This window comes from Microbacterium sp. DT81.1, from assembly GCF_049844955.1.
Classification (GTDB): Bacteria; Actinomycetota; Actinomycetes; order Actinomycetales; family Microbacteriaceae; genus Microbacterium.
Genome location: NZ_JBNCMA010000001.1, coordinates 295,469 through 321,137 on the forward strand (window position 1 = coordinate 295,469; position 25,669 = coordinate 321,137).

22 protein-coding genes are annotated in these 25,669 nt (G+C 70.3%); 10 read left to right on the forward strand and 12 right to left on the reverse strand.

What is annotated here, in order from left to right:
- Positions 1-15 precede the first annotated feature (15 nt).
- Both ACLQ2Q_RS01285 and ACLQ2Q_RS01290 read left to right on the forward strand, forming a co-directional pair.
- Positions 16-807: an ABC transporter permease gene (locus tag ACLQ2Q_RS01285; RefSeq protein WP_425817151.1), complete on the forward strand. Its 792-nt coding sequence runs from the start codon at positions 16-18 to the stop codon at positions 805-807.
- Entirely contained in the window at positions 807-1,547 is a 741-nt protein-coding gene (locus ACLQ2Q_RS01290) for an ABC transporter ATP-binding protein (protein ID WP_425817153.1), read from the forward strand. Before ACLQ2Q_RS01285 ends, ACLQ2Q_RS01290 begins: the two co-directional genes overlap by 1 nt.
- Positions 1,548-1,557: 10 nt before the next feature.
- Here the strand turns inward: ACLQ2Q_RS01290 and ACLQ2Q_RS01295 are convergent, their stop codons facing one another.
- The 4 genes from ACLQ2Q_RS01295 to ACLQ2Q_RS01310 all read right to left on the reverse strand — a co-directional run bounded on the left by ACLQ2Q_RS01295 (position 1,558) and on the right by ACLQ2Q_RS01310 (position 8,063).
- Entirely contained in the window at positions 1,558-4,194 is a 2,637-nt protein-coding gene (locus ACLQ2Q_RS01295) for a hypothetical protein (RefSeq protein WP_425817155.1), read from the reverse strand.
- Between the two features lie 66 nt (positions 4,195-4,260).
- Complete coding sequence (locus ACLQ2Q_RS01300; protein WP_425817157.1) at positions 4,261-5,229, reverse strand: glycosyltransferase; 969 nt, start codon at positions 5,227-5,229, stop codon at positions 4,261-4,263.
- A gap of 60 nt (positions 5,230-5,289) precedes the next feature.
- Positions 5,290-6,642, reverse strand: a complete 1,353-nt coding sequence (locus tag ACLQ2Q_RS01305) for an O-antigen ligase family protein (protein WP_425817159.1) — start codon at positions 6,640-6,642, stop codon at positions 5,290-5,292.
- Entirely contained in the window at positions 6,639-8,063 is a 1,425-nt protein-coding gene (locus ACLQ2Q_RS01310) for an O-antigen ligase family protein (protein ID WP_425817161.1), read from the reverse strand. Before ACLQ2Q_RS01310 ends, ACLQ2Q_RS01305 begins: the two co-directional genes overlap by 4 nt.
- A gap of 42 nt (positions 8,064-8,105) precedes the next feature.
- Here ACLQ2Q_RS01310 and manA point away from each other — a divergent pair, with 42 nt between their 5' ends.
- The 4 genes from manA to ACLQ2Q_RS01330 all read left to right on the forward strand — a co-directional run bounded on the left by manA (position 8,106) and on the right by ACLQ2Q_RS01330 (position 14,125).
- Positions 8,106-9,278, forward strand: coding sequence for a mannose-6-phosphate isomerase, class I (gene manA, locus ACLQ2Q_RS01315; RefSeq protein ID WP_425817163.1), 1,173 nt, complete (start codon positions 8,106-8,108; stop codon positions 9,276-9,278).
- 201 nt (positions 9,279-9,479) lie between these two features.
- Positions 9,480-9,803 carry a WhiB family transcriptional regulator gene (locus ACLQ2Q_RS01320; RefSeq protein ID WP_425817165.1) on the forward strand — a complete coding sequence of 108 codons (324 nt, stop codon included), beginning with the start codon at positions 9,480-9,482 and terminating at the stop codon, positions 9,801-9,803.
- A 57-nt stretch (positions 9,804-9,860) separates the two neighbouring features.
- Positions 9,861-12,722 carry a glycosyltransferase gene (locus ACLQ2Q_RS01325; protein WP_425817167.1) on the forward strand — a complete coding sequence of 954 codons (2,862 nt, stop codon included), beginning with the start codon at positions 9,861-9,863 and terminating at the stop codon, positions 12,720-12,722.
- Complete coding sequence (locus ACLQ2Q_RS01330; protein WP_425817169.1) at positions 12,719-14,125, forward strand: DUF5719 family protein; 1,407 nt, start codon at positions 12,719-12,721, stop codon at positions 14,123-14,125. Before ACLQ2Q_RS01325 ends, ACLQ2Q_RS01330 begins: the two co-directional genes overlap by 4 nt.
- Before the next feature lie 33 nt (positions 14,126-14,158).
- On the opposite strand, the gene ACLQ2Q_RS01335 is transcribed toward ACLQ2Q_RS01330, so the two are convergent.
- Positions 14,159-14,593 carry a metallopeptidase family protein gene (locus ACLQ2Q_RS01335; RefSeq protein WP_425817171.1) on the reverse strand — a complete coding sequence of 145 codons (435 nt, stop codon included), beginning with the start codon at positions 14,591-14,593 and terminating at the stop codon, positions 14,159-14,161.
- A gap of 96 nt (positions 14,594-14,689) precedes the next feature.
- On the opposite strand from ACLQ2Q_RS01335, the gene ACLQ2Q_RS01340 reads away from it, so the two are divergent.
- Positions 14,690-14,899, forward strand: coding sequence for a DUF3499 family protein (locus ACLQ2Q_RS01340; protein WP_425817173.1), 210 nt, complete (start codon positions 14,690-14,692; stop codon positions 14,897-14,899).
- A 50-nt stretch (positions 14,900-14,949) separates the two neighbouring features.
- Positions 14,950-16,440 carry an adenosylhomocysteinase gene (ahcY, locus tag ACLQ2Q_RS01345; protein ID WP_425817175.1) on the forward strand — a complete coding sequence of 497 codons (1,491 nt, stop codon included), beginning with the start codon at positions 14,950-14,952 and terminating at the stop codon, positions 16,438-16,440.
- Between the two features lie 26 nt (positions 16,441-16,466).
- Here the strand turns inward: ahcY and ACLQ2Q_RS01350 are convergent, their stop codons facing one another.
- Entirely contained in the window at positions 16,467-17,315 is an 849-nt protein-coding gene (locus tag ACLQ2Q_RS01350) for an RDD family protein (RefSeq protein ID WP_425817177.1), read from the reverse strand.
- Positions 17,316-17,331: 16 nt separating this feature from the next.
- Here ACLQ2Q_RS01350 and ACLQ2Q_RS01355 point away from each other — a divergent pair, with 16 nt between their 5' ends.
- On the forward strand, positions 17,332-18,327 hold the full coding sequence (locus tag ACLQ2Q_RS01355; RefSeq protein ID WP_425817179.1) for a stage II sporulation protein M: 996 nt from the start codon (positions 17,332-17,334) through the stop codon (positions 18,325-18,327).
- 103 nt (positions 18,328-18,430) lie between these two features.
- Here ACLQ2Q_RS01355 and ACLQ2Q_RS01360 read toward each other — a convergent pair whose 3' ends face one another.
- From ACLQ2Q_RS01360 to ACLQ2Q_RS01385, 6 genes are all read right to left on the reverse strand, one after another.
- The gene (locus ACLQ2Q_RS01360; protein WP_425817181.1) at positions 18,431-19,261 is read right to left on the reverse strand and encodes an aquaporin; all 831 of its coding nucleotides are present in this window, start codon (positions 19,259-19,261) and stop codon (positions 18,431-18,433) included.
- A 136-nt stretch (positions 19,262-19,397) separates the two neighbouring features.
- Complete coding sequence (locus tag ACLQ2Q_RS01365) at positions 19,398-20,705, reverse strand: DUF58 domain-containing protein (RefSeq protein WP_425817183.1); 1,308 nt, start codon at positions 20,703-20,705, stop codon at positions 19,398-19,400.
- A gap of 8 nt (positions 20,706-20,713) precedes the next feature.
- Entirely contained in the window at positions 20,714-21,709 is a 996-nt protein-coding gene (locus ACLQ2Q_RS01370) for an AAA family ATPase (RefSeq protein ID WP_425817185.1), read from the reverse strand.
- Positions 21,706-22,875, reverse strand: coding sequence for a DUF4350 domain-containing protein (locus ACLQ2Q_RS01375; RefSeq protein ID WP_425817187.1), 1,170 nt, complete (start codon positions 22,873-22,875; stop codon positions 21,706-21,708). Before ACLQ2Q_RS01375 ends, ACLQ2Q_RS01370 begins: the two co-directional genes overlap by 4 nt.
- Entirely contained in the window at positions 22,872-23,516 is a 645-nt protein-coding gene (locus ACLQ2Q_RS01380) for a DUF4129 domain-containing protein (RefSeq protein ID WP_425817189.1), read from the reverse strand. The genes ACLQ2Q_RS01375 and ACLQ2Q_RS01380 overlap by 4 nt, the downstream gene beginning before the upstream one ends.
- The gene (locus ACLQ2Q_RS01385; RefSeq protein ID WP_425817191.1) at positions 23,513-24,745 is read right to left on the reverse strand and encodes a glycerophosphoryl diester phosphodiesterase membrane domain-containing protein; all 1,233 of its coding nucleotides are present in this window, start codon (positions 24,743-24,745) and stop codon (positions 23,513-23,515) included. The genes ACLQ2Q_RS01380 and ACLQ2Q_RS01385 overlap by 4 nt, the downstream gene beginning before the upstream one ends.
- A gap of 237 nt (positions 24,746-24,982) precedes the next feature.
- Here ACLQ2Q_RS01385 and mtrA point away from each other — a divergent pair, with 237 nt between their 5' ends.
- The gene (gene mtrA, locus ACLQ2Q_RS01390) at positions 24,983-25,663 is read left to right on the forward strand and encodes an MtrAB system response regulator MtrA (protein ID WP_425817193.1); all 681 of its coding nucleotides are present in this window, start codon (positions 24,983-24,985) and stop codon (positions 25,661-25,663) included.
- The last annotated feature ends 6 nt before the right edge of the window (positions 25,664-25,669 follow it).

The following is a 25,669-nucleotide window of genomic DNA, read 5'->3' on the forward strand; positions in this document are numbered from 1 at the left end:
CATAGACTCGAAGCCGTGACATCCGCCACCGCCGGGGCCCCGGCATCCGCCCGGCGCTACCTGCACTCACTGTGGCTGCTGTCGGCGCGGGATCTTCGCGTGCGGTACGCCACCAGCGCCCTCGGATATCTGTGGTCGGTGCTCGATCCCCTGGTGATGAGCCTCATCTACTGGTTCGTCTTCACCCAGGTGTTCCAGCGCACCGTCGGCCACGAGCCCTATATCGTGTTCCTGATCACCGCGCTGCTCCCATGGGTCTGGTTCAACTCCGCGGTGTCCGATTTCACTCGTGCGTTCAACAAGGACGCCAGGCTGGTGCGCTCGACGGCGATTCCGCGCTCGATATGGATCAACCGCATCGTCCTCAGCAAGGGCATCGAGTTCCTGTGCTCACTGCCTGTGCTGGCGTTCTTCGCAATCGTTGCGGGCGCACCCGTCGGCTGGGGCCTGCTCTGGTTTCCTGTGGCCGTGCTGCTGCAGACGATGCTCCTCGTGGGACTCGGGCTGCTCGTGGCACCCCTGTGCGTGCTGTACACCGACCTCGAGCGGACCACCAAGCTGATCCTCCGGGTGCTCTTCTACGCGTCGCCGATCATCTACAGCGTCTCCGACCTGCCAGGCATCTTCCCGCAGCTTGCGGCATTCAACCCACTCTCGGGCATCTTCACGCTGTACCGGATGGGCTTCTTCCCAGAGGTCTGGGACACCCTCAGTGTGGCGGTCGGCGCCCTCATGAGCGTGGCATTCCTCGTCGCAGGAGCCCTCGTCTTCCGGCGCCTGGAACGCCCCGTGCTGAAGGAGCTGTGATGGGTGAACCGGCCATCGTGGTGGACTCTCTCGGCGTGCGCTTCCGTCGCAATCGCCGCGGTCGGCGCAGCTTCAAGGACCTGTTCGCCGGTCCGTCGCGGCGCAGTCGTCCCAACGAGTTCTGGGCGCTGCGGAACGTGTCGTTCGATGTGGCGCCGGGGGAGTCGATCGGCGTTGTCGGTCGCAACGGCCAGGGCAAGTCCACGCTCCTCAAGCTGGTCGCGGGGGTGCTGCTCTCCGACGAAGGACGGGTGACCGTGCACGGCGGAGTCGCCCCGCTCATCGAGATCACCGGGGGCTTCGTCGGCGACCTCACGGTGCGCGAGAACGTGCGGCTGACGGCGGGACTGCACGGGATGACGCGGGCCGAGGTCTCGCGCCGCTTCGACGGCATCATCGAATTCGCCGAGCTGGCGGACTCGGTGGACACGCCGTACAAGCACCTCAGCAACGGGATGAAGGTGCGCCTCGCGTTCGCCGTCGTGTCGCAGCTCGACGAGCCGACCCTGCTGGTCGACGAGGTGCTCGCGGTCGGCGACAAGGCGTTCCGGGAGAAGTGCTACAAGCGGATCGACGAACTGCTCGCCGAGGGGCGGACGCTCTTCTTCGTCAGCCACAACGAGCGCGACCTCCGCCGGTTCTGCACGCGCGGGCTCTACCTGGACAAGGGCCGGCTGGCCATGGATGCGCCGATCGCCGACGTGCTCGACCGCTACAACGCCGACTACAACGGCGGCTGAGTCGGCGCTCCTACTGGCCCGGAATTCCGGCGGCGGGCACCCGGAAGTCGTCCTTCTCGTACGTCCAGGTCAGCGGCCACCGGCGGATCACTTCGTCGCGTTCTGTGCTGCTGGCGGTGTAGAAATGGTGAAGCGCGGTCGGGCTCCAGAATCTGGCCACGGGCACGGTGTCGGCGACCGTCGAGTCCGTGGGGTAGACGTAGTAGGCGATCCCCTCGCTCGTCCAGACATCCGGCCACGTGGCGATCACATGATCGCGTTCGGCTGCGCTCGAGGTGTAGAAGTGGCCGTGGTACTGCTCGCTCCAGAACCGGTACAGCGGGACGGTGCCCGGAACCTGTGTCGTGAAGGCGTTGTAGCGCGGTCCTTCGTAGGTCCAGATCGTGGGCCACCGCGCGATGATCATGTCCCGCTCTGAGGCGCTCGTCGTGAAGAAGTGTCCTTTGTAGACGTCGCTGTAGAACCGGTACACGGGCACGGCGCCTTCCGTGGGCTCCACGGGTTCCGTGGGCGCGTCGCCGAGACGGATGGTGCCGTCGACGCCCGTTCGATGCTGCTTCGACGCGAGTTCGACCGTGTCGGCGTCGGCGAGGGTCGGCTTCTTGTTCCACCACTCCTCGTGGATGCCGGAGGAGTCCGGCAGCGTCGTCACGTACGCCTCGAAGCCGACGGTGTACTTTCCGGGCGCCAGCGCGAACGCATACGGGTTGGCGCCGAGCGCCGTCGCGTCCATGCGGACGTCCGGCAGCCGCACCCACGCTCCATCGAGCCGCTCGTAGACGAAAGCGTTCCCGTAGATATTCTCTGCACCAGCGGGGGAGAAGCCCTCCGCACTGATGCTGCCCGCCAGTGAAGCGTCCGCCGCGCGTGCCTGCAGTGCGACGCCCGTGAGGGCATCGCCGGCGTTCAGCTGGATGCTCGACTTTCCCCCGGAGCGCAGGTACTGCACGGACTCCGTGGTCGATCGCTGAGTCGCCTCGTCCCACGAGGTGATCTCGACGGCGACCCGATAGGTGCCTGGTGCGAGGTTGCTGAAGCTCAGCTCGTACGAGCCGTCCGCCGGGAATGCATCACCGTATTGCGACAGGATCTTGCCGCCGGCGTCGGTGAGGGTGACACCGACGCCTCGCCCGTCGGCAGCGCCGAGAGCGGACAGGTCGATCTTGCCGCTGATGCTCGCTCCGTGTTCGAGCGTTGCATCGATTCCCCCGACATCATCGCTGCCCACCGAGAGGACGGCCGCATCCTCGAAGGTCGGCGCATCGTCGTAGTACTCCGATGCCAGGTCCGTCGGCTGGAACGCAGTGCCATCGAAATAGCTGCCGGCTGAGAAGCGAACCCGGTAGTCCCCGGGCATCAGCCGGTCGATCGAGTACTTTCCCGTCGCCGGGTCTACGGCGCTGCCGCCTCCGACGTAGTTGCCGTCCTGGTCGACCGCAGCGACATAGACGCCGCCGAGCCAGGCCGCCGGCGCGTCCGCCGGCAGCGTCACTGTGCCCGCGATGCTCCGACCCGATGAAAGGGAGGCGTCTATGCCGGTTCGGTCACCAGCCGTGACGTCCACCGGTTGGGCGGTCAACGAGGTGAGCGCGTCGTCCCAGTACTCCTCCACGAGATTGGGAGCGGGCGTCCCGGGGGTGTTCGAGGATGACCTGAAGGCCACCGTGTACGCCGCGGGGCTGAGACCCGTGATCGTGTATTCGCCGGTGGTGGGATCCGGCTTGGCGGACTTGAAGCTCCCGACATCCACACCCGAAGCGGTGACGTAGATCGAGTCCATCCACACGTCGGGCGCGCCATCCGGCAGGGTGACGGTTCCCGAGATGCTGCGACCGGCGTCCATGGCGGCGTCGACGTCGGACATATCGCCGGAGGTCACATCGACCAGGACGGCACTCGACCAGTCCGGGGCGTCGTCGTAGAACTCGGAAGCCAGGTTGGGTGTGACGGTGGTGCTGCTGGGGAAGTCCCAGTAGCTGTTCACCGAGAACTGCACGCGATACGTACCCGGGACGAGCCCGGTCAGGGAGTAGCTGCCCGAGGCGGGATCCACTGTGACGGAGCCGGACGGCACATCGCCCGAAGCGCTCACCGAGATCGCGCGAAGCGCATCGGGATCGGTACCCGGGGGGAGGGTGACGGTGCCCGAGATCTTGCGGCCGATCGCGAGTTCGGCATCTACGTCCGCCGCGTCAGCGGTCGAGACGTTCACGGGGGTCGCCGACGTGAAAGAAGTCGTGTCCCGGAAATACTCGCTGACCAGATTCGGCCGCGGGGCCCATGCGGAGCCATCCCGATAGCCGGTGGTCGAGAACTGCACGCGGTATGAGCCGGGCGTGAGATCCCTGATCGTGTACGCGCCCGTTTGCGGGTCCGGCTTGGCGGATCCGAACGAGCCGCCCGACAGCGACGAGGCAGAGACCTCGACCCCGGCCATCCAGCTCGCGCTCGCTCCTGGGGCCAGTGTGACCACACCGGAGATGGACCGATCTCCGGCGGCCTGCGCCGGCGGGGCCGTCGCAAGCTGCGGCAGGAGCGCCACCGCGATGGCAAGGATGAGACCGCCGGCGAGGGCAGCGAAACGACTCGGGCGGCTGAGCCGCCACGGGCGCGCAGGAATCAACGTCTCCTCCAAGAGAACAGACACACACGTGGATGATGAGCCCACGTGGACTCCTGAGCAGACCGTATCAGGAAAATACGGAGGGCTTCGTCAGCTCTCCACAGCGGTGAGCGGTGGCATCGGCCGCCACGACGAATCCTTGGCGAGGGCGCGTCCGTCCCGGACGCCCCGGACGAGATGAGAGATGCCGCGGAACGTGCGCTCGACGAAGGCGAGCCGCACCAGTTCCTTGCCGAACGTCAGCGCCGAGCCGACGAAGAAGCGCACCGGCCGGTACGCGCCGTGGGTCTTGAAGTAGTGCTTCATGTGGCCACGGTTGCGCATGATGTAGTACCGGTACGCGTTGCTGGACGCGTTCAGGTGCCTGATGCCCATATCCCACTGCTTGATCTCGCGGGTGCGCTTCAGGACGAATTCGTCGACGATGACGGACGTCGTCTTCCGGGATGCGAGCCACCCGTACACCGAGTCGTCCCAGTAGATGAAGAATCGCGGGTCGGGCAGGCCGATCTCCGACACGACGTCGCGGTGGATGAACATGCCCTCGAAGCACCCGGAGTTCATCTCCCGGTAGCCGGACTCGTCGAAGCCGGCGGGTGCGAACGGGATCGGGATTCCGAGCGGGATCGACAGCCGATACTGCCAGTAGAACGGGCTTCCGTCGAAGTCGTAGCGCCGCCCCTGGATGCTCTTGAACCGCGGCGCCCACGCGCCCATCCGGGCGAGGCCGTCCGGCAGCACCTCGACGTCGTCATCCATCAGCCAGATCCAGGTGGATCCGAGCTCGTGAGCGACGCGCATGCCCTCGCTGAACCCGCCGGAGCCGCCGGTGTTCGTCTCGAGCCGGCGGTACACGATCTCGGTGCCGATCGAGGCGCGGAACGACTCGACCACCTCGGTGGTGTCATCCGATGACGCGTTGTCGATGATGACGACGTGTCCCGGCTTCGGGTCCATCCCTCCGATGCTCCGCAGGAGACCTCGCAGCAGGTGCGAACGGTTGAACGTGACGATGGCGATGGTCGCGCTCGCCGGGTCGAACGGCGGCGGTGTAGTCATCGGGGAGTGGGTCTCTGAGGCAAGCGACATGGCCTGCACAGCTTACCGTGCGCTCCTGGGTCACCCCTGGAGAGGAGGCAGAGCCTCGCCGCTCCACGCCGGGGGGAGCGTATCGTCCGCGGCGTCCATCGTCTCGCGCCACGAACGCGACTGCCCCGCCATCACGACGCACAGGGCGAGCATCATCCACCCGAATCCGCTCAGGGTGAAGCTCTCGAACATGGAGTCCACCAGCAGCGCGATGAGGATGAGCGGCGTCCAGGCGTACAGCACCGATCGCCGCTCGCTGGCGACCAGCCACGACCGGACGAGCGCGATCCCGGCCATTGCCGCGAAGAGCAGCAGGCCGACCCACCCCACCTGCAGGATCAGGTCGAAGAGCGCGTTCAGCGCCGATTGATGGGTGTCGCGCAGGTCGTAGTTGATCGCGAAGAAGGGGTAATCCATGCTCGTCCACGGTCCGAACCAGCCCCAGCCCTGCATGGGCTGGGACGCGACGTAGTCGAGAATCCTGTTCCACAGCGTCGCGCGTGTGGAGAAGTCCGATCCGGCGCCGAGCCACGCGATGATCGGATGCCGCGCCACGTAGCCGATCGCCAAGCCGGTGACGACCACGGCCCCCAGGGCCCACTGCACGAACGATCGACCCTCCGGTGCCGTGTGCCGCACGAGCATGAGCGCTCCGGAGGCGGCGGCGACCGCTACGGCGAGCACCAGCACCGTGGGCGATGACGAGAGGATGGCGAGAGTGCCCGCGAGGATGACCGAGAAGAACGCGAGTCCGGGGCCGACGGACTGCGTGCGCCACTCGATCACGAACGTGATGAGCGCCAGCACCGTCACGAGCCCCAGAAGATTGCGCGTGCCGAAGATCCCCTGCACGGGGCCCCCGAGGGCGATGTTGCCCTGGATGCCGAGGAATGTGATCGGCATGTCCAGCAGCAGCCCCGAGAGGATCTCCAGGGCGAGCGATGCGCCGAGCAGCGCGCGCAGCACATCCCCCAATGCCCGCACCGTCTGCAGCGTGTCGCGGACGTGCGCGATCGTGACGGCGAGGAAGCCGAAACCGACCAGTGCCACCCAGCCGCCGAGGGTGCGGACGGCATCCGTGCTCCAGATGGTGCTCGCCAGCGCCCACAGGACGAAAGCGGCGAGGGATGTCGGGAGGAACCTCAGCGCGGACAGTTCGCGGCGCCGAGCGACCAGTGTGGCGGCGGCCAGGATGCAGAGGCCGACGACGATGGTGATCGTCGCGACCCTTCCGGCGGTCCTCATCAGGGCGAACGCGGAGAATGCCGCCCCGAACGCAGTGAGGGTGAAGGCGCGGGCAAATTGCGGGGACCGCAGCAGGTCCATGATGCGGCGCACCGCGGGGTGGCGCCCGGAGGGGTTTCGGTAGGCGTCGCCGGTCACGGCGCACGCTTCGGGAGCTCACCGCGCTCCAGCGCGAGCGTCTGCTCGGCGGGACCGATGCCCACGAACGGCACGGACTTGATCTTGAACGCGAACATCACCAGGAAGCCCCAGCCCCAGAGCATCAGCGGTCCCGATTCCGAGAAGCCCTGCACGAGCAGCACGGCGCCGAGAAGGCTCGGCAGCAGTGTCACCGCGGTGTACGGCCGGTCGGCCTGCAGGTCCCAGCGAGGGCGATCGACCGCGAAGAACCACGAACGCCAGATGAAGGCCAGGTACGCGAGCACGAGCACGACGAACCCGACGGCGCCCAGCTGGAAGAATACGTCGACCCACATGTTGTGGGCCTGCAGCACCGTGATGTCGTGGTCGATGATCCAGCCGTCGAACGCCGGCTCCCACGGCACCCATGGCGTCGCGAAGCCCCAGCCGTGCACCGGATGCTGCCATGCCTTCTCCAGGACGATCGACCAGATGCGCTCGCGACCCGTCAGGTCCGAGTCGCGCCCCACCAGTCCGAAGAACCTCTCGCGGAACACCCACAGCGACAGCAGGCCGCCGAATCCGACCACGGCGTAGGCGATGTAGTACCGGGTGCGCTCGCCCGGCCGGGTCGTCCTCCGCATCAGCAGGATGGTGGCGAGGACGACGAGCACGGCGACGGCGCACACATACGCCGTCGCGGACTCGGCGCGGAACATCAGGAAACCCGCCAGCACGATCCAGGCGATCAGCCAGCTTCGACGAGCCGCCCGCGAGGCGATCCGGATGGCGAACACGATGATCCCGAGCAGTGCGGTGATGGCGAGCAGGTTCGCGTTCCCCGCTATGCCCTGGAGGCGTCCACCGTCGACGAAGAGGTTGTTCCGCGACCAGTACCACTGCGGGTCCAGCTCGCCCTCCGGCACCGCGAGGAAGTTCGGAAGCAGCTTCGCCCTCACGACCAGGGACACCCACAGCTCGAAGACGAGGGAGAGCCCGAGCACCCACTTGAGCGCGGATGCCAGGGCACGGACGATCTCGCGCCAAGTGAGCACCGAGGCCATGAACAGCCCCTGGAGCGTCGTGATCGCGAGCGAGAGCCACGTGGTCAGCGTGGCCGCCGGCCATGCCGACCATGTCACGGAGATCAGCGCCCAGGCGACGTAGACGAGCAGAAACCACGGGAGGCGGCGCCACGGCAACGGGTTGGTGGTGCGCTGGCGCACGATGCGCGGAACCCAGATCGCGATGGTCACCGCGCCGAGGGTCAGCGCGAGGATCGTCGTCCCGATCGGTCCGAGGAGGTTGTACCAGGCTGTGGCGGCGAGGAGGGTGAAGAGCACGAGGATGCAGTAGCCGCGCAGCAGCAGATGCCCCGTCGTCTCGCGCGCCGGCGCGGTGGGAGGGGCCGCCACGGGGTGCTTCGTGTGCTCGGCCATCGTGGAATCAGGCTACCGCTGGTCGACCAATAGGCTGAGGTGGTGCTGCTTCCGCTCTCGAACCCGCCCAAGGACTACGCGTGGGGGTCACGCACGCTGATCGCCGGCCTGGAGGGCCGCGAGGCCAGCGAGGCACCAGAGGCGGAGGTCTGGTTCGGGGACCACTCCGGCGGCCCCGCCCGGCTGGACGACGGCAGCGGAAAGACCCTCGACACCTGGCTGGCGCAGAACGCCGATGGTGCGCCGGATCGCCTGCCCTACCTCCTCAAGCTGCTGGCCGCGGCATCCCCGCTCTCGATCCAGGTGCACCCCTCCAAGGAGCAGGCGGTCGAGGGCTTCGCGCGCGAGGCCGGGAAGCCGATGGATGCCGCGGACCGCAACTACCGGGACGACAATCACAAGCCCGAGCTGCTCGTCGCGCTGAGCGAGACGTTCGAGGCGCTCTGCGGCCTGCGCCCCCTGGATGCCACGCGCCGCCTCGCCGCAGCCCTCGGGGACGGGCTGGGCCCCGCCGCGCTGCGCGCCAGGCTCGACCGCACGGAGGATGACGCCGACATCCTGCGCGAGGTGATCGGATGGCTGCTCTCGGGCGCAGCGGATGTCGAGGTCGCATCCCTCATCGAGGCGATCGGCTCCGCCGAGTCGATCGAGTTCGCGGCGGAGCTGTCCTCGGCGCGGCGCATCGCGAGCGTGTATCCGGGAGACCCCGGTGTGATCGTCGCCCTGCTCATGAACCACGTCGTGCTGCACCGCGGCGAGGGCGTCTTCCTGCGCGCAGGACTTCTGCACGCCTACCTCTCGGGCCTGGGAGTGGAGATCATGGCGGCCAGCGACAACGTGCTGCGCGGGGGGCTCACCCCCAAGCATGTCGACGTCGACGAACTGCTGGCGGTGCTCGACGCGCGCCCGGCGGTCGTGCCCGTCGTGCTGCCGACCTCCGCCGACGGCGCATCGCGTGGGGTGGAGGCCTTCGCCACGGATGTCCCGGACTTCGAGCTGCTGCGGGCGCGCGTCTCCTCCGGCGCAGAGGCGACGGTCGCCCTCCGTGGTGCGGCGATCGCACTGGTCACGGCCGGAAGGATCACCGTGACCGGTATGAGCGGCGAGCGCACGGTGCGACCGGGCCGCGCCGTGTTCCTCACGGAGGACGAGTCGCCGGTGCGATTCGCGGGCGACGGCGAGGTCTTCGTGGCCCAGCCCGGCACCGCTCACTGAGTCCGTCGCAACACCCTGCCGCGGCTGCAGCGCCACCGCTGCGGATTCGACGACGAGGCGCGACACGCCGTCGGCGCGTCGTGAAGGTTCAAGAGTCCGTTGAGGCTTTAGTATCTGCGACTTGACCGAAGCGAATGACACCGGTGTAATTAGGTGCAAGCACGCGAGCCAGCGTGGGGGGATTACAGGTGGGAGAACGAAATGGCGGGCTCACAGTACCGTTCCGGCGTTCCCGACAATTGGTTCGTCGATCCGGTCAACCTCGGCGTGCCGGGGGTGCGGCATCCGGTTCAGGATGACGAGAACCCTCTGTCGTGGCAGACGGATGCGCTCTGCGCGCAGACCGACCCTGAGGCGTTCTTCCCCGAGAAGGGCGGATCGACCCGAGACGCGAAGCGCATCTGCACGACGTGCGACGTACGGGGCGAATGCCTCGAGTACGCACTGCAGAACGACGAGCGCTTCGGCATCTGGGGCGGCCTCAGCGAGCGGGAGCGCCGCAAGCTGAAGCGTCGAGCGGTCTAGCCGCTCGCGGCGCGTGCACCCGCAGGGCGGGTGCATCGCGCCTAGGCTGACGACGTCATGCCGTCCCTCGTCCACGCCCTGATCGTCGCGCGGCCCGACGCGCGAATCCCGGGCGCGCTGCATCTGGGGCGCACCCTCGCGGCTCTGGCAGCCCAGACCCGGCCCGTCGACAGGCTGACGGTCGTTATCTGCGGCACGGATGCGGGGCTCCACGACACCGCGGCCGCCTCCGGCGCCGAGGCGGTCATCTCGGCGCCGGCATCCATCACCTACGCCAAGGCTGTGAAGCTCGCCGCGCTCCGCGTCGATCCGGAGAGCGCGCTCTGGCTGTTGGCGCAGGACACCGCCCCGGAGCCGGAGGCCCTCGCCCGGCTCGCGGGGGTGCTCGAACTCTCGTCTTCGCTGGCGCTGGTCGCGCCGAAGCTGGTGCGCTGGCACGATCGCGACCACATCGTCTCGCTCGGTGTCAGCATGACCCGTTTCGGGCGATCTGTCGGCCTCGCCGACGGCGAGTTCGACCAGGGTCAGCACGACGGGGACGTCGAGGCATTGGGCGCGGACGTGCGCGGAGTGCTGATCGGTGCCGAGGCCCGCAGCATCCTCCTTCCCGACCAGGCGCTGGCCGGGGCGGACGAAGGTCTCGACATGGGCGTCCGCGCCCGCCTCGGCGGCTGGCGCATCTCGCTCGTCCCCGGCGCTCGGATCGCCGTGGCCGGTGACGGCGTGGCGGGCCTTCCTTCGGGGCAGGGGAGTCGCGGCATCCGGCGAAGCACCTACGCGGAGCGGACCGCGCAGCTGCACCGGCGCCTCACCTACGCTCATTGGGCGCTGGTGCCTCTGCACTGGCTGACGATCCTGCCCCTGGCGCTCTGGCGCACACTCGCGCACATCGTCGCGAAGGCGCCGAGCCTCGCGATCTTCGAGTGGGGAGCGGCGCTGACAGCTGCGGTGCGCTGGCCCTCGATCGCGCGATCCCGCGGCGACCTGCGTAGACACCGCACGTCGCCGTGGAGCCGGATCGCCCCGCTCCGGCTCTCGCGCACACAGCTGCGCGATCGACTCGGCAGCGACGACGGGCCGGACGCCGGTGGCCTGAACCGCCGAGGCGAGCTGCGGTTCTTCACCGGGGGAGGGGCATGGGCCGTCCTCGCCGCCGCGCTCGTCTCGCTGGTCGCCTTCACCTCCCTGCTGGCGTGGCCCGTGCTCGGCGGGGGTGCGCTGCTGCCTCTGCGCGAAACGGTCGGTGCACTGTGGGCCGATGCGGCGTACGGGCTGCGAGCTTCCGCGCTGGATGTCGTGGGCCCAGCCGACCCGTTCTCGGGAGTGGTCGCCGTGCTGGGAAGTCTGTGGCCGACCGCACCATCGTTCGCGGTGGTGCTCCTGTGGCTCTTGGCGCTTCCCCTCGCCGTGCTCGGGGGCTGGTTCGCCGCTACACGGCTGACGGAGCGCTCCGCCCTGCGCATCGTCGGCGGAGCCGCCTGGGGGCTTGCCCCGACCTTCCTCGCCGCGCTGGTGCTCGGACGGCCGGCGGCGGTGATCGTGCACCTCGTGCTGCCGTGGCTCTTCTACGTGGGGACGGTGGCGCATCGTTCGTGGGGCTCCGCCGGTGCCGCGTCGCTGCTGCTGCTGGTCGTGGTCGCGTGCGCTCCCGTGCTCGCACCCGGTCTCCTGGTCGTGTGGCTGCTTGCGGTTCTCGTCGTCCTCGCGGTCAGGAGAGGCCGTGGGCTCGCCCGCGTGCTGTGGCTCGTCGTTCCGACCGCGGCCTTCTTCGCGCCGCTGGTCTGGTGGCAGCTGGGCCGGGACCCCGTGGCGCTGCTCGCTGATCCCGGCCTCCCGTGGGCGGGGCCCCAAGTGGCCGCCGACCCCGCCGGTCGTGCACTGCTGGCCGCGGGCTTCCCCACGACGGACCCCGGTGGGTGGCTCGCGATGCTGGCCGGGCGGGGGATCGAGGCGCCCGTGTGGTGGGTGCCGCTCCTCGCGGCGCCGCTCGCCGTTCTCGCGCTGCTCGCGCCGCTCACGCCGCGCTGGACGTCGGGCATGGTGCTGCTGGGCGTCGGTCTGGCCGGCATCGGTACCGCGTTCGCCTCGGTGTCGCTGGTGCTCGCGCACTGGCAGTCCCAGAGCGTCGCCGTCTGGCCCGGGACCGGCCTGAGCCTCGCGTGGATCGGGGTGGTGGGCGCCGCCCTCGTGACCCTCGACGCGGGACTCGCCCCACGCCCCGCCTTCGCGCGACCGCTGCTGGCGCTGGTGGCCGTGCTCGGGTTGGCGGTGGTCGCGGTCGCTCCTCTCACCGCTGCCGCCCGCGGCGCCTCCTTCCTGACCAACGGGCCGGCGACCACGCTTCCCGCGTACATCGCCGCCGCCGCGCGCGACACTGCGTCGATGGGGACGCTGATCCTCACCCCGCAGAACCCCGGTGGCGTCGCCGCGCAGGTGGTGTGGGGCGGGAGCGAGACGCTCGGCGGGCAGGCCACGATCCTCACCACGCGCACGGCGGGCACCGAAGCCGACGCCGCACTCGCCAACCTCGTCGCCGACCTGGTGACCCCGAGCGCGGCGGACGTCGCGACGGAGCTCGCCCAGCAGGGGCTGAGCTTCGTGCTGCTCTCCCCGGCCGCGGAGCCGGAATCGGAAGACGCGCGAGCCCTTCGCCTGCAGGCCATCAGCTCGATCGACCAGCGCGCCGGGCTGGTCCCGGTGGGCGAGACGCCGAAGGGCGTGCTCTGGCGCGTGGCGGGGGATGTCGCACCCCGCACGGCGCTGACGGCCGAGCAGCGGCAGGTGTCGCAGACGATCACCGTATCGCAGCTGGCGGTGCTGGGGCTGGCGCTGCTGCTGGCCGTGCCGACAGCCGCTTCGCGCCGAGCGGCGCGCAACTCTCCGCGCATCGTCGGTCCCACATCGAGGGAGGCGCTATGAGCACCAGCCGATGGTTCCGCTGGGCGGCCACAGGTACGAGGACCCTGATCGGCACGGCGGTGGCAGTGGGCTTCACGGCGCTCGTCGTGACGGGAATCTCCGCCCCGTGGCCGGTGGTCGACCTTCCGGTGCCCGTCGTGCAGACGCGCCCGGATGCCGCCGACACCATTGCTGTCTGCTCCGGTCCGGTGCTCGCGCTGGGCCGCACGGCGGAGGACGCCGGCCTGATCAGCGTGGCGCAGGATGCCGACCTCACGGTCGGCGTGCCGGAGGGCAACCCGCAGCCATCCGACGGAGAACTCGCCTCGCCGCAGGTCGACGGCGATCCGGAGGTTCCCTTCTTCGTCGCCACACCAGTGGGGAACGAGGTCGCCGTTCTGTCCGCCGCATCCTCGGCAGAGGTGGAGGAGCCGGATCTCGTCGGCTTCGCGGCGGCCGCGTGCCGCCCTCCGCTGCTGGAATCGTGGATCGTCGGCGGCACCACGACGACCGGTGCCTCCGACATCCTGCTGCTGTCCAACCCCGGCGCGGTGACCGCCAGCGTGCAGCTGACCGTCTACGGCGCCGAGGGGCCGCAGATGCCGCCCGGCGCGGCCGGAATCACGGTCCCCGCCGAATCGCAGCTCGCCCTTCCGATAGCCGCGGTGGCGGGCGGGGAGGAGCGGCCCGTGGTGCGCGTGACGGCCACGGGTGCTCCGATCAGCGCGAGCCTGCAGTCGAGCATCGTGCGCACTCTGATTCCGGGCGGTCTCGACGTCCAGGGCGCGGTCGCGAGCGCCGAAACGGTTCAGGTCCTGGCGGGCGTCACGGTTGCGGGCGAGCCGACGGCCGGGACGGCGGCCACGATCGTGCGGGTGCTCGCACCGACGAGCGACACCGAGGTCACGGTCACCGCCTCACCCCTCGGCGACGAACCGGGCGCGACCAGCACCACAGTGCCGCTCACGGCGGGCATCCCGGCGGAGGTCGAGCTGGCGGACCTCGACGAGGGCGCGTATGTCGTGTCGATCGAGGCCGAGGAGCCGGTCGTCGCGGCGACCTGGCAGACGGCCGGGACGGACGCCGGCTCGGACTTCGCGTGGTTCACACCTTCACCCGTCCTGAGGGACGAGACGCTCTTGGCGGTGCCGGCGGGCCCGTCGCCGCGGCTGACCCTGGCCAACCGCGGCTCGGAGAACGCCTCCGTGGTCGTGAGGGAGTCGGGCGGCCAGGAGCAGGAGGTTGCGGTGGATGCGGGCGGTGCCGCGGAGGTCGTGCTGCGGCCCGACGCGCTCTACACGATCGACTCCGGCGGGGCCGATGGCCTGTCGGCAGGCGTGACATTCGTCGGTCCCGGCGCACTGGCGGGGGTCCCGGTGTGGCCCGCGGATGCCGCTGCGCAGCCGGTGACCGTCTATCCCTGATCTCCGGCTCAGCCGCCGAACGATCGAGGGCGATCAGAAGTAGCGGAACCGCTCCGGCCCCAGATCCCAGGGGTCCCGGTCCAGATACTCGGCGGCGGCGCGGAAGACGCAGCCCTCGACCAGCATGCGCCGGTGCAGGTCGTCGTCGCGGTGCACATGGCTGAGGCGCTCGATCGGCACCCGATAGAGGATGATGCGCTTCTGGTCGCGCAGGGCATGCCACCGCGGGATGCCGTCCTCGTCGGTGCTGAGCGGCATGGCCCCTACCTCGAAGCTGACATCGCGCAGCTCCGGCCACGCCGAACGCAGGAACTCCGCGGCGGTGCCGACGGCCATGTCGAACCGGTCGATGCGCGAATCCAGCGGCGGCAAGGGCGGCCGCACGACCGGGCTGCGGTCTTCGCGGCCGTGTCGACCATGCCGTGCCGGCCGGGCCTTCGGCACCGTTCTCGCCCGTCGCCTGACCATGCGACCATCCTAGGTGGGGCAGGCCGAACGGGGCCTGCCGCCGTCGCGCGGCGGGGCGCCGCGGGTTCGGCATCCGCTCTCGTTAGCATTGCCCCGATGCGCGAGAGACTCTGCTCCAAGGTGGCCTGTGCCCGCGAGGCCGTTGCGACCCTCACCTACGACTACGAAGACCAGATGGCGGTCGTCGGGCCGCTGGGCGGCGGCGATGATCCGCACGCCCACGACCTCTGCGCCATCCACACGGATCGGCTCTCGGTGCCCCGTGGCTGGATCGTCGTGCGGCACGAGACCATCTCCCACCGCTGACCGGAATCCCGGGCAGACGCGCAGGGCGTCGAGTCTGGGAGAATGGTCGGATGAGCATCGACCTCAGCGCCCCCGCCACCTCCCGCCTCGACTTCGAGGTCGCCGACCTCGCGCTCGCGGAGGCCGGCCGTCACCAGATCCGCCTCGCCGAGAACGAGATGCCCGGCCTCATGGCCCTTCGCGAGGAATTCGGCCCCACCCAGCCCCTCGCGGGCGCCCGAATCGCCGGTTCCCTGCACATGACGGTGCAGACGGCGGTGCTCATCGAGACGCTCGTGGCGCTCGGCGCGCGAGTTCGGTGGGCGAGCTGCAACATCTTCTCGACCCAGGACGAGGCGGCCGCCGCGGTCGTGGTCGGTCCGACCGGCACCGTGGAGGAACCGAGCGGTGTGCCCGTGTTCGCGTGGAAGGGCGAGACGCTCGAGGAGTACTGGCGCTGCACCGAGCGCATCTTCGACTGGAGCGCCGAGGGCGCCGACGGTCCGAACCTGATCCTCGACGACGGCGGGGATGCCACCCTGCTGGTGCACAAAGGTCGGGAGTTCGAGGCGGCGGGCGCCGTGCCGGATCCTTCGGCGGGCTCAGGGACCGGTGAAGCGGCGACGCACGAGTTCCGCGTCGTCCTCGAGCTGCTCCGCGCCAGCCTGGGCAGGGACCCGCAGCACTGGACGCGCGTGGCCGATGGGCTGATCGGCGTCACCGAGGAGACGACCACCGGTGTGCACCGCCTCTACGAGCTCGCGGCATCCGGAACCCTGCTCTTTCCCGCCATCAACGTCAACGACTCGGTCACGAAGTCGAAGTTCGACAACAAGTACGGCATCCGCCACTCGCTGCCGGACGGGCTGAACAGGGCGACCGACGTGCTGATCGGCGGGAAGGTGGCCTTCGTGTGCGGCTACGGCGACGTCGGCAAGGGCGCCGCCGAGGCGCTGCGCGGCCAGGGCGCCCGCGTTCTCGTGAGCGAGGTCGACCCGATCTGCGCGCTGCAGGCGGCGATGGACGGGTTCCAGGTCACCACGCTGGAGTCCGTGCTGGGTGACGTCGACATCGTCGTCACGGGAACCGGCAACAAGAATGTCGTGACGGTCGAGCACCTTCAGGGCATGAAGCACCTGGCGATCGTCGCGAACGTCGGACACTTCGACAACGAGATCGACATGGCGGGCCTCGAGTCCCTGCCGGGCGCCGAGCCGGTCGAGATCAAGCCGCAGGTGCACGAGTGGCGCCTTCCGAACGGGCGCAGCGTGCTCGTGCTCAGCGAGGGCCGCCTGATGAACCTCGGCAACGCGACGGGACACCCGTCCTTCGTGATGAGCGCCTCGTTCACGAATCAGGTGCTCGCACAGCTCGAGCTCTACACGCGCACGTCCGAGTACCCGATCGGCGTCTACGTGCTCCCGAAGGCCCTCGACGAGAAGGTGGCCCGCCTGCACCTGGGAGCCCTCGGCGTGCAGCTCACCGAGCTGAGCACCGACCAGGCGTCCTACATCGGCGTGCCGGTCGAGGGACCGTACAAGCTCGACCACTACCGGTACTGACGGCGGGGCCCGGCGGAGCCCTGCGGTCAGCGCTGAGGGAAGCCCCGCGGCGCCCCGGTCGTCCCGACCGTGAGGGCGGCCACGCGTTGCGCCTCCAGTTCGAGGGCGCGCACCTCGCGATCCCGCCGCACGGCGATGGCCGCGCGCAGCATCGTCTCCGGATCGACGGGCGGTAGCGGCGAGACGTGTGGATGCGCCTCGGCCGCGAGCTCCGAGGCGAGGCGAGCCCGTTGCGCGGGTGCGAGCCGATCGGCCTGCCGGAGGAACTGCGCGATGCGGCGGGCCAGGCGATCCGGGATGCGGCCGACGTCTGCGATCGCCGCCCACGGCTCGAGCCCCGGTGGCAGCTCAGGCGGCGCGGCAGGGAGTGCCGGGGTGCGCGTTCGCTCGCTGTAGGTGCCGGCGAGCAGATCGCCGAGACGCTGGGACCGGGGCGTGAACGCGCCGACGAGGAGCGCGATCGCTCCGAACGTGAAGTAGATCTCGAGCACGCCGACGAGCGCGCGGATGAAGGCCTGGCGAAAGCCGGATGCGCCACCGTCGGCCCGGACGATCCGGCCTCCGACGGCGAGCTTGCCGAGGCTGCGCCCGCGGGTGGCGGTCTCCACGACGGTCGGGACGGCGACCAGCACGACCACCAGCATCGCCACCGAGGCGATGGGAACGGCGGACTCCGGGAGTCCGCCCTGCGCCGACAGCACCGAGAACAGCAGGACGATCGCGAGGATCAGCAGAAGGCTGACCGCGACATCCAGAAGCGCGCCGAGAGTGCGGAGGAAGAAGCCGATCGGCTGCACGTCGAGTGCCACGGCCTCGCCGGTGAGCACCTCGTCCTGGTGGACGGCGACGATCCTCGGCTGGCCGGCGGCGGGCATGGGTACAGTAAACCAGGTGGACCTCGACGCACTCACGGCCGCCCGGCGGGAGGAGTGGGCCCGCTTCGACGAGCTGACCCGCGTGCGGCGCCCCACCGGCGCGGAGGTCGACGAGCTGGTCACGCGGTATCGCGCGGCATCCGCCGATCTGGCCGAGATGAAGACCTCCGCGGGCCGCACCCCGCAGGGCGACCACGTCTCGACGCTGCTCGCCCGAGCGCGGCTGCGGCTGACGGGCGCGCCCGAGAACGTGCTGCGCCAGCTCCCGCGGTTCTTCTCGCTGCAGCTGCCGGCGGCGCTGTACCGGCTGAGGTGGACGACACTCGCGGTCGCCGTAGCCTTCGTGGCCGTCGCATCGCTGGTCGCCGCATGGATCGCGCGGGACCCGGTCGCGCTGGCGAGCCTCGGCAGCGAGGCCCAGCTCGAGTACTACGCCGACGAGGAGTTCGCCGGCTACTACACCGAGAACCCCGCCGCCGTCTTCGCGGGGACGGTGTGGACGAACAACGCGTGGATCGCCGCCCAGTGCGTGCTCTTCGGCATCAGCGGCGTGTGGCCGATCATGGTGCTGGTGCAGAACGCCGTCGGGGTGGGAACCGCTGCGGCGGTGCTCTTCGCGTTCGATGCCGGCGACGTGTTCGTGCTGTACATCCTTCCGCACGGCCTTCTCGAGCTGACCTCGATCTTCGTGGCGGGGGCCGCGGGACTGCACATCTTCTGGGCGTGGATCGCTCCGGGTCCCCGATCGCGGGGCGAGGCGCTGGCCGCAGCGGGTCGCTCTCTCGCCGCCGTCGCCGTGGGGCTGGTGCTGGTGCTGCTCGTCGCCGGCCTGATCGAGGGCTTCGTCACGGGTCAGCCGTGGCCGTGGCCGGTCAAGATCGGCATCGGCGCGCTCGCGCTCGGGGGATTCCTCTTCTACATGCTGTACGTCGGCGGCCGCGCAGCGCACGCCGGCGAGACCGGTGACCTCACCGAGTACGAGACGGGCACTGCCAGGCTCGTCGCAGGCTGAGGCGACCGGCCGGCGCGCCGGCAGACGATGTCGGCCCGGTCCGACCCGCGCCGCCCCGTATGGAGCTGATGCGTCGAGACCGGCCGAGGATCCGATCGGGCCGCTACTTCTTGTTGCTCTCGAACGTGGGGGTTGCGCCGGCCTTCTGGGTGCCGTCGAACAGCGCCTTGTACGCGAAGCCGGCGATCAGGGCGCCGACGATGGGGAATACCAGGAAGACCCAGAGCTGGCCGAGGGCCACGGGTCCGCCGTAGATGGCGGTGGCGATCGAGCGGGCAGGGTTCACGGATGCATTGTCGATCGGGATGATGGCGAGGTGGATGAGCGTGAGCGTCAGACCGATCGCGAGCCCGGCGAACGTCGTGCCCCGAGTCGAGTGGGTGACGCCGAGGATGACGATCACGAACAGCGCGGTGAACAGGATCTCGACGATGATGGCCGCGCCGATCCCGAAGCCGGCCGGTGACAGCGAGTCCCATCCGTTGCTGGCGAAGCCGCCGTCCTGAGCGTTGCTCAGCCAGGAGTCGGGTCCGAACAGGCCGATCGCCACGATGAGGGTCGTCGCGATCGCACCGCCGACGATCTGCGCGACGATGTAGGGCAGCACGCCCTTCCACTGGAATCGTCCGGCGGCGGCCAATCCGACCGTGACGGCCGGATTGAAGTGTCCGCCCGAGATCGGGCCGAACGCGTATGCACCCGCGATGACCGTGATGCCGACGGCGAGTGAGACACCGAGGAAGCCGACGCCCTTATTGGCTGCCTCCGTGCCCTCGCCGAAGCCCGCAGCGAAGAGTGCGGTGCTGATGACGCCGAGCACCAGGAGGAAAGTTCCGAAACCCTCCGCGACGAGCGTGGCTCCCGTCGAAGGTGCGTAGGGCGCGTGATCGAGGGGCGTCGGCTCGACGGGCTTGTCGGGGCGCGGGTCGCTCATGGGAAGACTCCTTCGCAGGTGTTCAGGGGCGCCCTCGGGGGAAAGGTGCTCGTCAGGAGCATAGCGGCGCATCCAGCCCACGCTCAGGATCACCGCCGGTGAACCGCCCGATTGCGTCACTCGGCGCAATCCGACGTCACAGACGTCCGGCCGCCTTCAGCGCGAGATAGCGGTCGACGATGCGCACCGGCAGATCCTCCGGTCCCGCGGCGATGGCATCCGCCCCGGCGCGCTCGACGGCGCTCGCCACGAGCTCGGCGTCGCGCAGTGTGTGCTCCGCCGCCGCGGCCCGATACACGTCGTCTCCGTGCTCACGCGCGGTGGCGATGGCCGGCAGCGAGGTGTCGGTCACCGTGCCGACGAGCACCCGTGCCCTGCGCGTGATCGAGTGCAGCGAGCCCAGGAACCCACGGCCCGCCTCCGGGGCGTCCTGGGCGGTGAGCAGCACGATCAGCGACGGCCGCGAGGTGAGCGCCCTCACCTGAGCCAGGGCGCCGTCCCAGTCGGTGTCGATCAGCTGCGGTTCCACCGGCGCCATGGCGTCCACCAGCGCCGGCAGCAGCGCCGCACCGTCGACGCCCGTGACCCGCGCGCGGACGACGCGGTCGAACATCACGAGGTGCACGTGATCGCCCGCCCGGGTGGCGAGGGCCGAAAGCAGCAGCGCCGCCTCCATCGAGGCATCCAGTCGCGTGCCATCGCCCACACGCGCGGCCGAGGTGCGTCCGGTGTCGATCACGATCACGACGTGCCGGTCCCGTTCCGGGCGCCAGGTGCGCAGCATCGTCGTGCCGGCGCGCGCGGTCGCCCGCCAGTCGATGGAGCGCACGTCGTCTCCTCGCACGTATGCGCGGAGCGAATCGAACTCTGTGCCGCGGCCGCGCACCTGCACGCTCGTGTTGCCGTCGAGCTCCCGCAGCCGGGCGATGCGCGAGGGCAGATGCCGGCGCGACGCGAAGGGAGGCAGCACGCGCACAGCGCCGCGCGCATCGGTGCGCGCCTGCCGCCCCGCCAGGCCCAGCGGGCCGAGCGCCCGCACCACGACGAATGCGCTCGCGAGCTCTCCGCGGCGACGAGGGCGCAGCGGCACCTCGAGCCGCCGGCGCTCACCGGGAGGCACGTCCAGCGGTATACGGGCGAGAGGTGCGCCGGCCGTCGGCTGCCACGCGTCGCGCACCAGACCCCGCAGGCGGCGGGTGCCGTCGTTCGCGATCCACAGCTCGGTGTCCACCCGTTCACCGAGCCGGGCGCGCGGTGGTACGCGCCGGTCGACGCGGATCGTGCGGGGGTCGCCGGCGACGGCGGCATCCGCTCCCGCCAGCACCGCGCACAGCAGGGCCCAGCCCGCGCTCGCCGGCCACGCGCCGACCCCCGCGGCCGAGAGGAGCACGACGGGGATCACCCCGAGGGCGACGAGGAGGGGAAGGCGTCCGGTGACGTACATGCGACGGATCAGATGGGAACGCGGGTCTGCTGCAGCACCGAGGCGAGGATCGCGTCGACGGAGACCCCCTCGATCTCCGCCTCCGGTCGCAGGCGGATGCGATGGCGCCACACCGGCACCAGCATCGTCTGCACGTGGTCGGGGATGATCGCGGGGAAGCCGCCGAGCCACGCCCATGCCTTGGCGGCGGCGAGCAGGGCCGTCGAGGCACGCGGGCTCACGCCCAGCTGAACGGAGGGGCTCTGCCGGGTGGCGCGCGCGAGGTCGACCACGTACGCGAGCACGTCGTCCGCGACGGCGACGGATGCGGCGGCCCGCTGTGCGGCGTGGATCTCGGCGACCGTCACCACCGGCTGCAGACCGGCGCCGCCGAGGTCGTTGGGCGAGAAGCCGCCGGCGTGCCGGCGAAGCACCGCCACCTCCGCGTCACGCGCCGGCACATCGATGAGGAGCTTCATCAGGAACCGGTCGAGCTGTGCCTCCGGAAGGGTGTACGTGCCCTCGTGCTCGATCGGATTCTGGGTCGCCGCCACGAGGAACGGGTCGGGCAGCGGACGCGTGACGCCGTCCGCCGAGACCTGGCGCTCCTCCATGGCCTCCAGCAGCGCGGCCTGGGTCTTCGGCGGCGTGCGGTTGATCTCATCGGCCAGCAGCACGTGCGTGAACACGGGACCGTCGCGGAATTCGAACTCACCGGTGCGCGCGTCGTAGACGAGCGAGCCGGACACGTCACCCGGCATCAGGTCGGGCGTGAACTGGATGCGCTTGGTGTCGAGACCGAGAGCGCGGCTGAACGAGCGGACGAGCAGCGTCTTGGCGACGCCTGGTACGCCCTCGAGGAGCACGTGACCGCGCGCCAGCAGTCCGATGAGCAGCCCGGTGACCGCGCCGTCCTGGCCGATCACGGCCTTGCCGACCTCGACGCGGACACGGTTCATGGCGTCCCGAAGCGCGGCGTCGGTGTCTTCTCTGCTCTCTGGACGGGGGAGGGAGGCGTCGCTCATGGGGCGTTCCTTTCGGTGCGGAAGGAGGCTCTGACGGCCGCCTCGAGGTCGCGGAGGCGGTCGCTCACGGCGACGAGTTCGGCATCCGTGCGGGGCACGGAGTCGATCAGAATGCCGCGGACACTCGTCCGCGGGGCGCCGATCCGATCGGCGGCGGCGTCCGCCACCTCAGCGGCGCTCGCCGCGGGGCCGAGGCCGAGCTCACGGGCAAGGCGCCCGATGGCGCCGATGCGCAGCGCATCGGCGGCGTGCACGGCGTCGCGGGAGCGCGCGTAGAGGCGGGCACGGCCCTCCATCGTCTCGGAGGCGCGCACGGTGACGGGCAGATTCTCCGCGACCAGTGGCCCGAAGCGCCGCCCCCGCCAGAGCGCAGCCGCGATCGCGGCGAGGAGCAGCAGGAGGATGGCGGGGGTGACCCACGGCGGCGTCAGCTCGCCCAGGCTCGGGGTTGCGGGGTCGAGGTCGCTGTCCACGAGCGATGGCACGTACCAGACGACGACCGGATGCCGGCCCATCAGGCCGATGGCCAGTGCAGCGTTGCCGTTCTGGGCGAGGTATTCGTTGGTGAAGAGTTCGGTGCCGTCGATGAGGGCCACGCGCGATGCGGCCGACCGCTCGGCGACGAGCAGCCCGAAGCCGTCATCCGAGGGGTAGCACGCCGCATCCGCAGTGCCCTCGGTGAAGGTCGTGCCGGGAACGACGGCGCCGGCGCGCTGAGCATCGGGCAGCGCGCACGACGGGTCGACGGTCTCCTCCGGCGCCACGGCTGCGAGCTCGGCGTCTCCGAAGAACAGGCGGGCCGTGCGGGAGCGGGGCTCGAGCAGCACGGCATCGCCCGCCGCCTCGACCAGCTCTGTCACCGCCTCATCGGAGAGCGCCGCCGCGTCCGGGCTGACGAGGGTCGTGCCCGGCCCCAGTGCGCTGCGAGCGGTGTCGCGGTCGCGCGCGATGACGACGTCCACTCCCTGTTCCCGAAGGATCGAGACGAGCGCCATCGTGCCCTGGGGTCCCGCGCTCTCCGGGTCGAGGCGGTCCCTCTCCGCCCAGCGGCCCACATCCGACAGGCCGGCTCCGACCAGACCGACCGCAACGAGCACCACGACGAGCGCCGTCCAGGCGAGCACGCTCCGGCGCCGCGACGGCACCTCGGTCCCGACCGCCGTCATGCCGGCACGGTCGTGGAGATCGAGCGGGCCGCGACCAGAGCATCGTCGGCGTCGGCGACGCGCGCGTAGAGCGCTGCGGTGCCCGGTCGGCGCAGGTACCGGACGTCGTCGAAGGCGGATGCCGCGGCATCCAGTCGCTCCACCTCGACGGGGAAGGCCAGCGCGGCCTGGCGCGCGAAGGCGTGGACTGTGGCGCCGGGTGCCGGCTCGAGGACGCCTCGCTCGACCACACCACGGGCGAGCGCCCGGAACCGCAGCACGATGGCGTCCTCCCACCGTCCAGCGGCGGCCTCCGCGGCGGCGGCGCGCCGCAGCTGGGCGGCGCTCCGGCGCTCCTCCTCGCCGAACAGCTCCAGCGGGGACGGTGCCGAGCGGGCGGAGAGACGCGGGCGACCCCAGATGAGGAAGGCCGCCACGAGAAGCCCGGTGAGAACGAGGGCGACCACGAGTGCGAGCGGTCCGCTCCAACCGCCGGGCAGCTCGCTGCTCAAGAGATCCTCGAAGAACTCGGCGACCGCCCGGGCGATCCGGTCCAGCGGCGTGGGCTGTGCCTCGGCGTACACGGGACGGGAGAGCTCGCGCTCCGCCCATTCGCGGGCCTCGTCTCCGTCGGGAATCAGCGGCGGGCCGTGCGCGATCATGCCGGGTCGTCGCCGGAGCGGGCACCGGGCGCGGTCCAGGCGGTCGCCGGCGGCGCCGCATACGGCGGAATCGGCGGCGGGGGTCCCGCAGGAGGAGCGGCGGCCGCCGGCTCGGGGGGTTGCGGCAGCGGGGGGATGGGGTACGGATATCGGGACGGGTACTGGTGCGCACCCGCCGGCGCCCGCGGAACCTCGCGGCCGGCGTTCAGTGCATAGGGATCCGGCAGTGAGGTGGCGCCGGCATCCCGTCGTTCGATGTACGACAGCAGATCGAGGTCGAGGCCCTCGGTGCGCATGCGGCAGTCGATATAGATGAGTGTCGCCGCCGTCGCCTGCACGACGATGGCGATCGATTGGACGAGCAGGACGACGATCTGGGTGAGCGCTGTGGCGAAGATGATGCCGGCGATCGCCGCCGGTCCCGGTTCGCCCGTGGGCGCGATGATGGCCGCGACCGCGCTGGAGAGAAGGGAGAACGGAACGCCGACGATCTGGGCGAGGACGTTCATGATCACCGCGATGACGACGAGGACGCCCAGCGCCGGCCAGAATCTGCCCCGAAGCAGCACCCAGGAACGCGTCACCGCTCCGCCGATGGTCGTGTGCTCCAGCACCAGCACCGACGGAACCAGCGCGAGCTTCGTCGACAGCCACAGCGTGAGCGGGATGGCGGCGAGCACCACCACGATCGTCAATCCGATCGCGATCGCCGGTACGGAGAAGGCGAGGGCGAAGATGGCCGCCCCGACAAGCGCGAAGAGCACCAGCAGGCCGAGTGTCAGCAGCAGTGTGTATCCGATCAGGCGCCACGCGACGGGCTTGACCCGCTGCCAGAGGGCTCTCAGCGTCAGTCGTTCCGCGAGCACGGCGTGCGCGACCTCTGCGACCACGACCGCCTGGACGATCACGCTCAGTGCGGTGGCGGTGAGCCCGAGCACGAATCCGGAGAGCCCGGTGATGAGGACCGAGCCGGCCATCACGGTCTCGTAGTCCTCCGATCCCGGTCGCAGGGTGTCCAGGCGGATGAACGACGCGAAGGCGATCCCCGCGACCGCGAGGATGAGCACGATGTACACCACCGTCTGCACGACGAGAGCGAAGCCGAGCAGAACCCTCGGGTTCTGGCGAAGCGCGGAGAACGAGCGGCCGAGGATGGTGCCGAAGGACAGCGGATGGAGCGGGATGATCCCGGGACGGGATGCCGGCGTCCATGCCGGGTACGCGGTCACGGCCCATCCCTCCTCGCTGCGGCACCGGCCGGGCGCCGCCGTTCTATCGTGTCACACGGCACCCCGTGCCAGAGCGGGCGCTGACCCGTCGTGAGGCCGTCCGACACGGCTGGGCGGGGCGGCGGTGCGCTCGGCGCGCGCTCAGGGTGTGTCCACTACTCTGAGAAGAGTGCGCGGGGTCGAAGGCGCACGCCTCAGGGGGACCCCGAGATCTCAGCAAAGGACGATCGCGCTTCTATGACCTCACGCATCCTGGTTGTCGATGACGACACGGCGCTTGCCGAAATGATCGGCATCGTCTTGCGGACGGAAGGCTTCGACACCGTCTTCTGCGCGGACGGCGCCGAGGCCGTGGATGTGTGGCGCGCGGAGCGACCCGACCTCGTGCTGCTGGATCTGATGCTCCCTGGCATGGACGGCATCGAGATCTGCACGCGAATCCGCGCCGAATCCGGCGTGCCGGTGATCATGCTGACCGCTCGTACCGACACGGCGGACGTCGTGCGCGGCCTCGAGGTCGGAGCCGACGACTACATCGTCAAGCCCTTCAACCCGAAAGAGCTCGTCGCCCGCATCCGCACACGCCTTCGTCCGACCCCGCAGGCGGCCAACGAGACGCTGCGGATCGGCGATCTGACGGTGGATGTCGCCGCGCACGAGGTGCGCCGCGACGGCAGCGTCATCGCGCTGACGCCTCTCGAGTTCGAGCTGCTGGTCGCCCTGGCATCCAAGCCCCAGCAGGTGTTCTCGCGCGAGATGCTGCTCGAGCAGGTGTGGGGATACCACTACAAGGCCGACACGCGCCTCGTGAACGTGCACGTGCAGCGGCTGCGCGCGAAGGTCGAGCTCGACCCCGACAATCCGAAGATCGTCACGACGGTGCGTGGCGTCGGCTACCGCGCCGGCGCCGTCGTCTGAGACGCA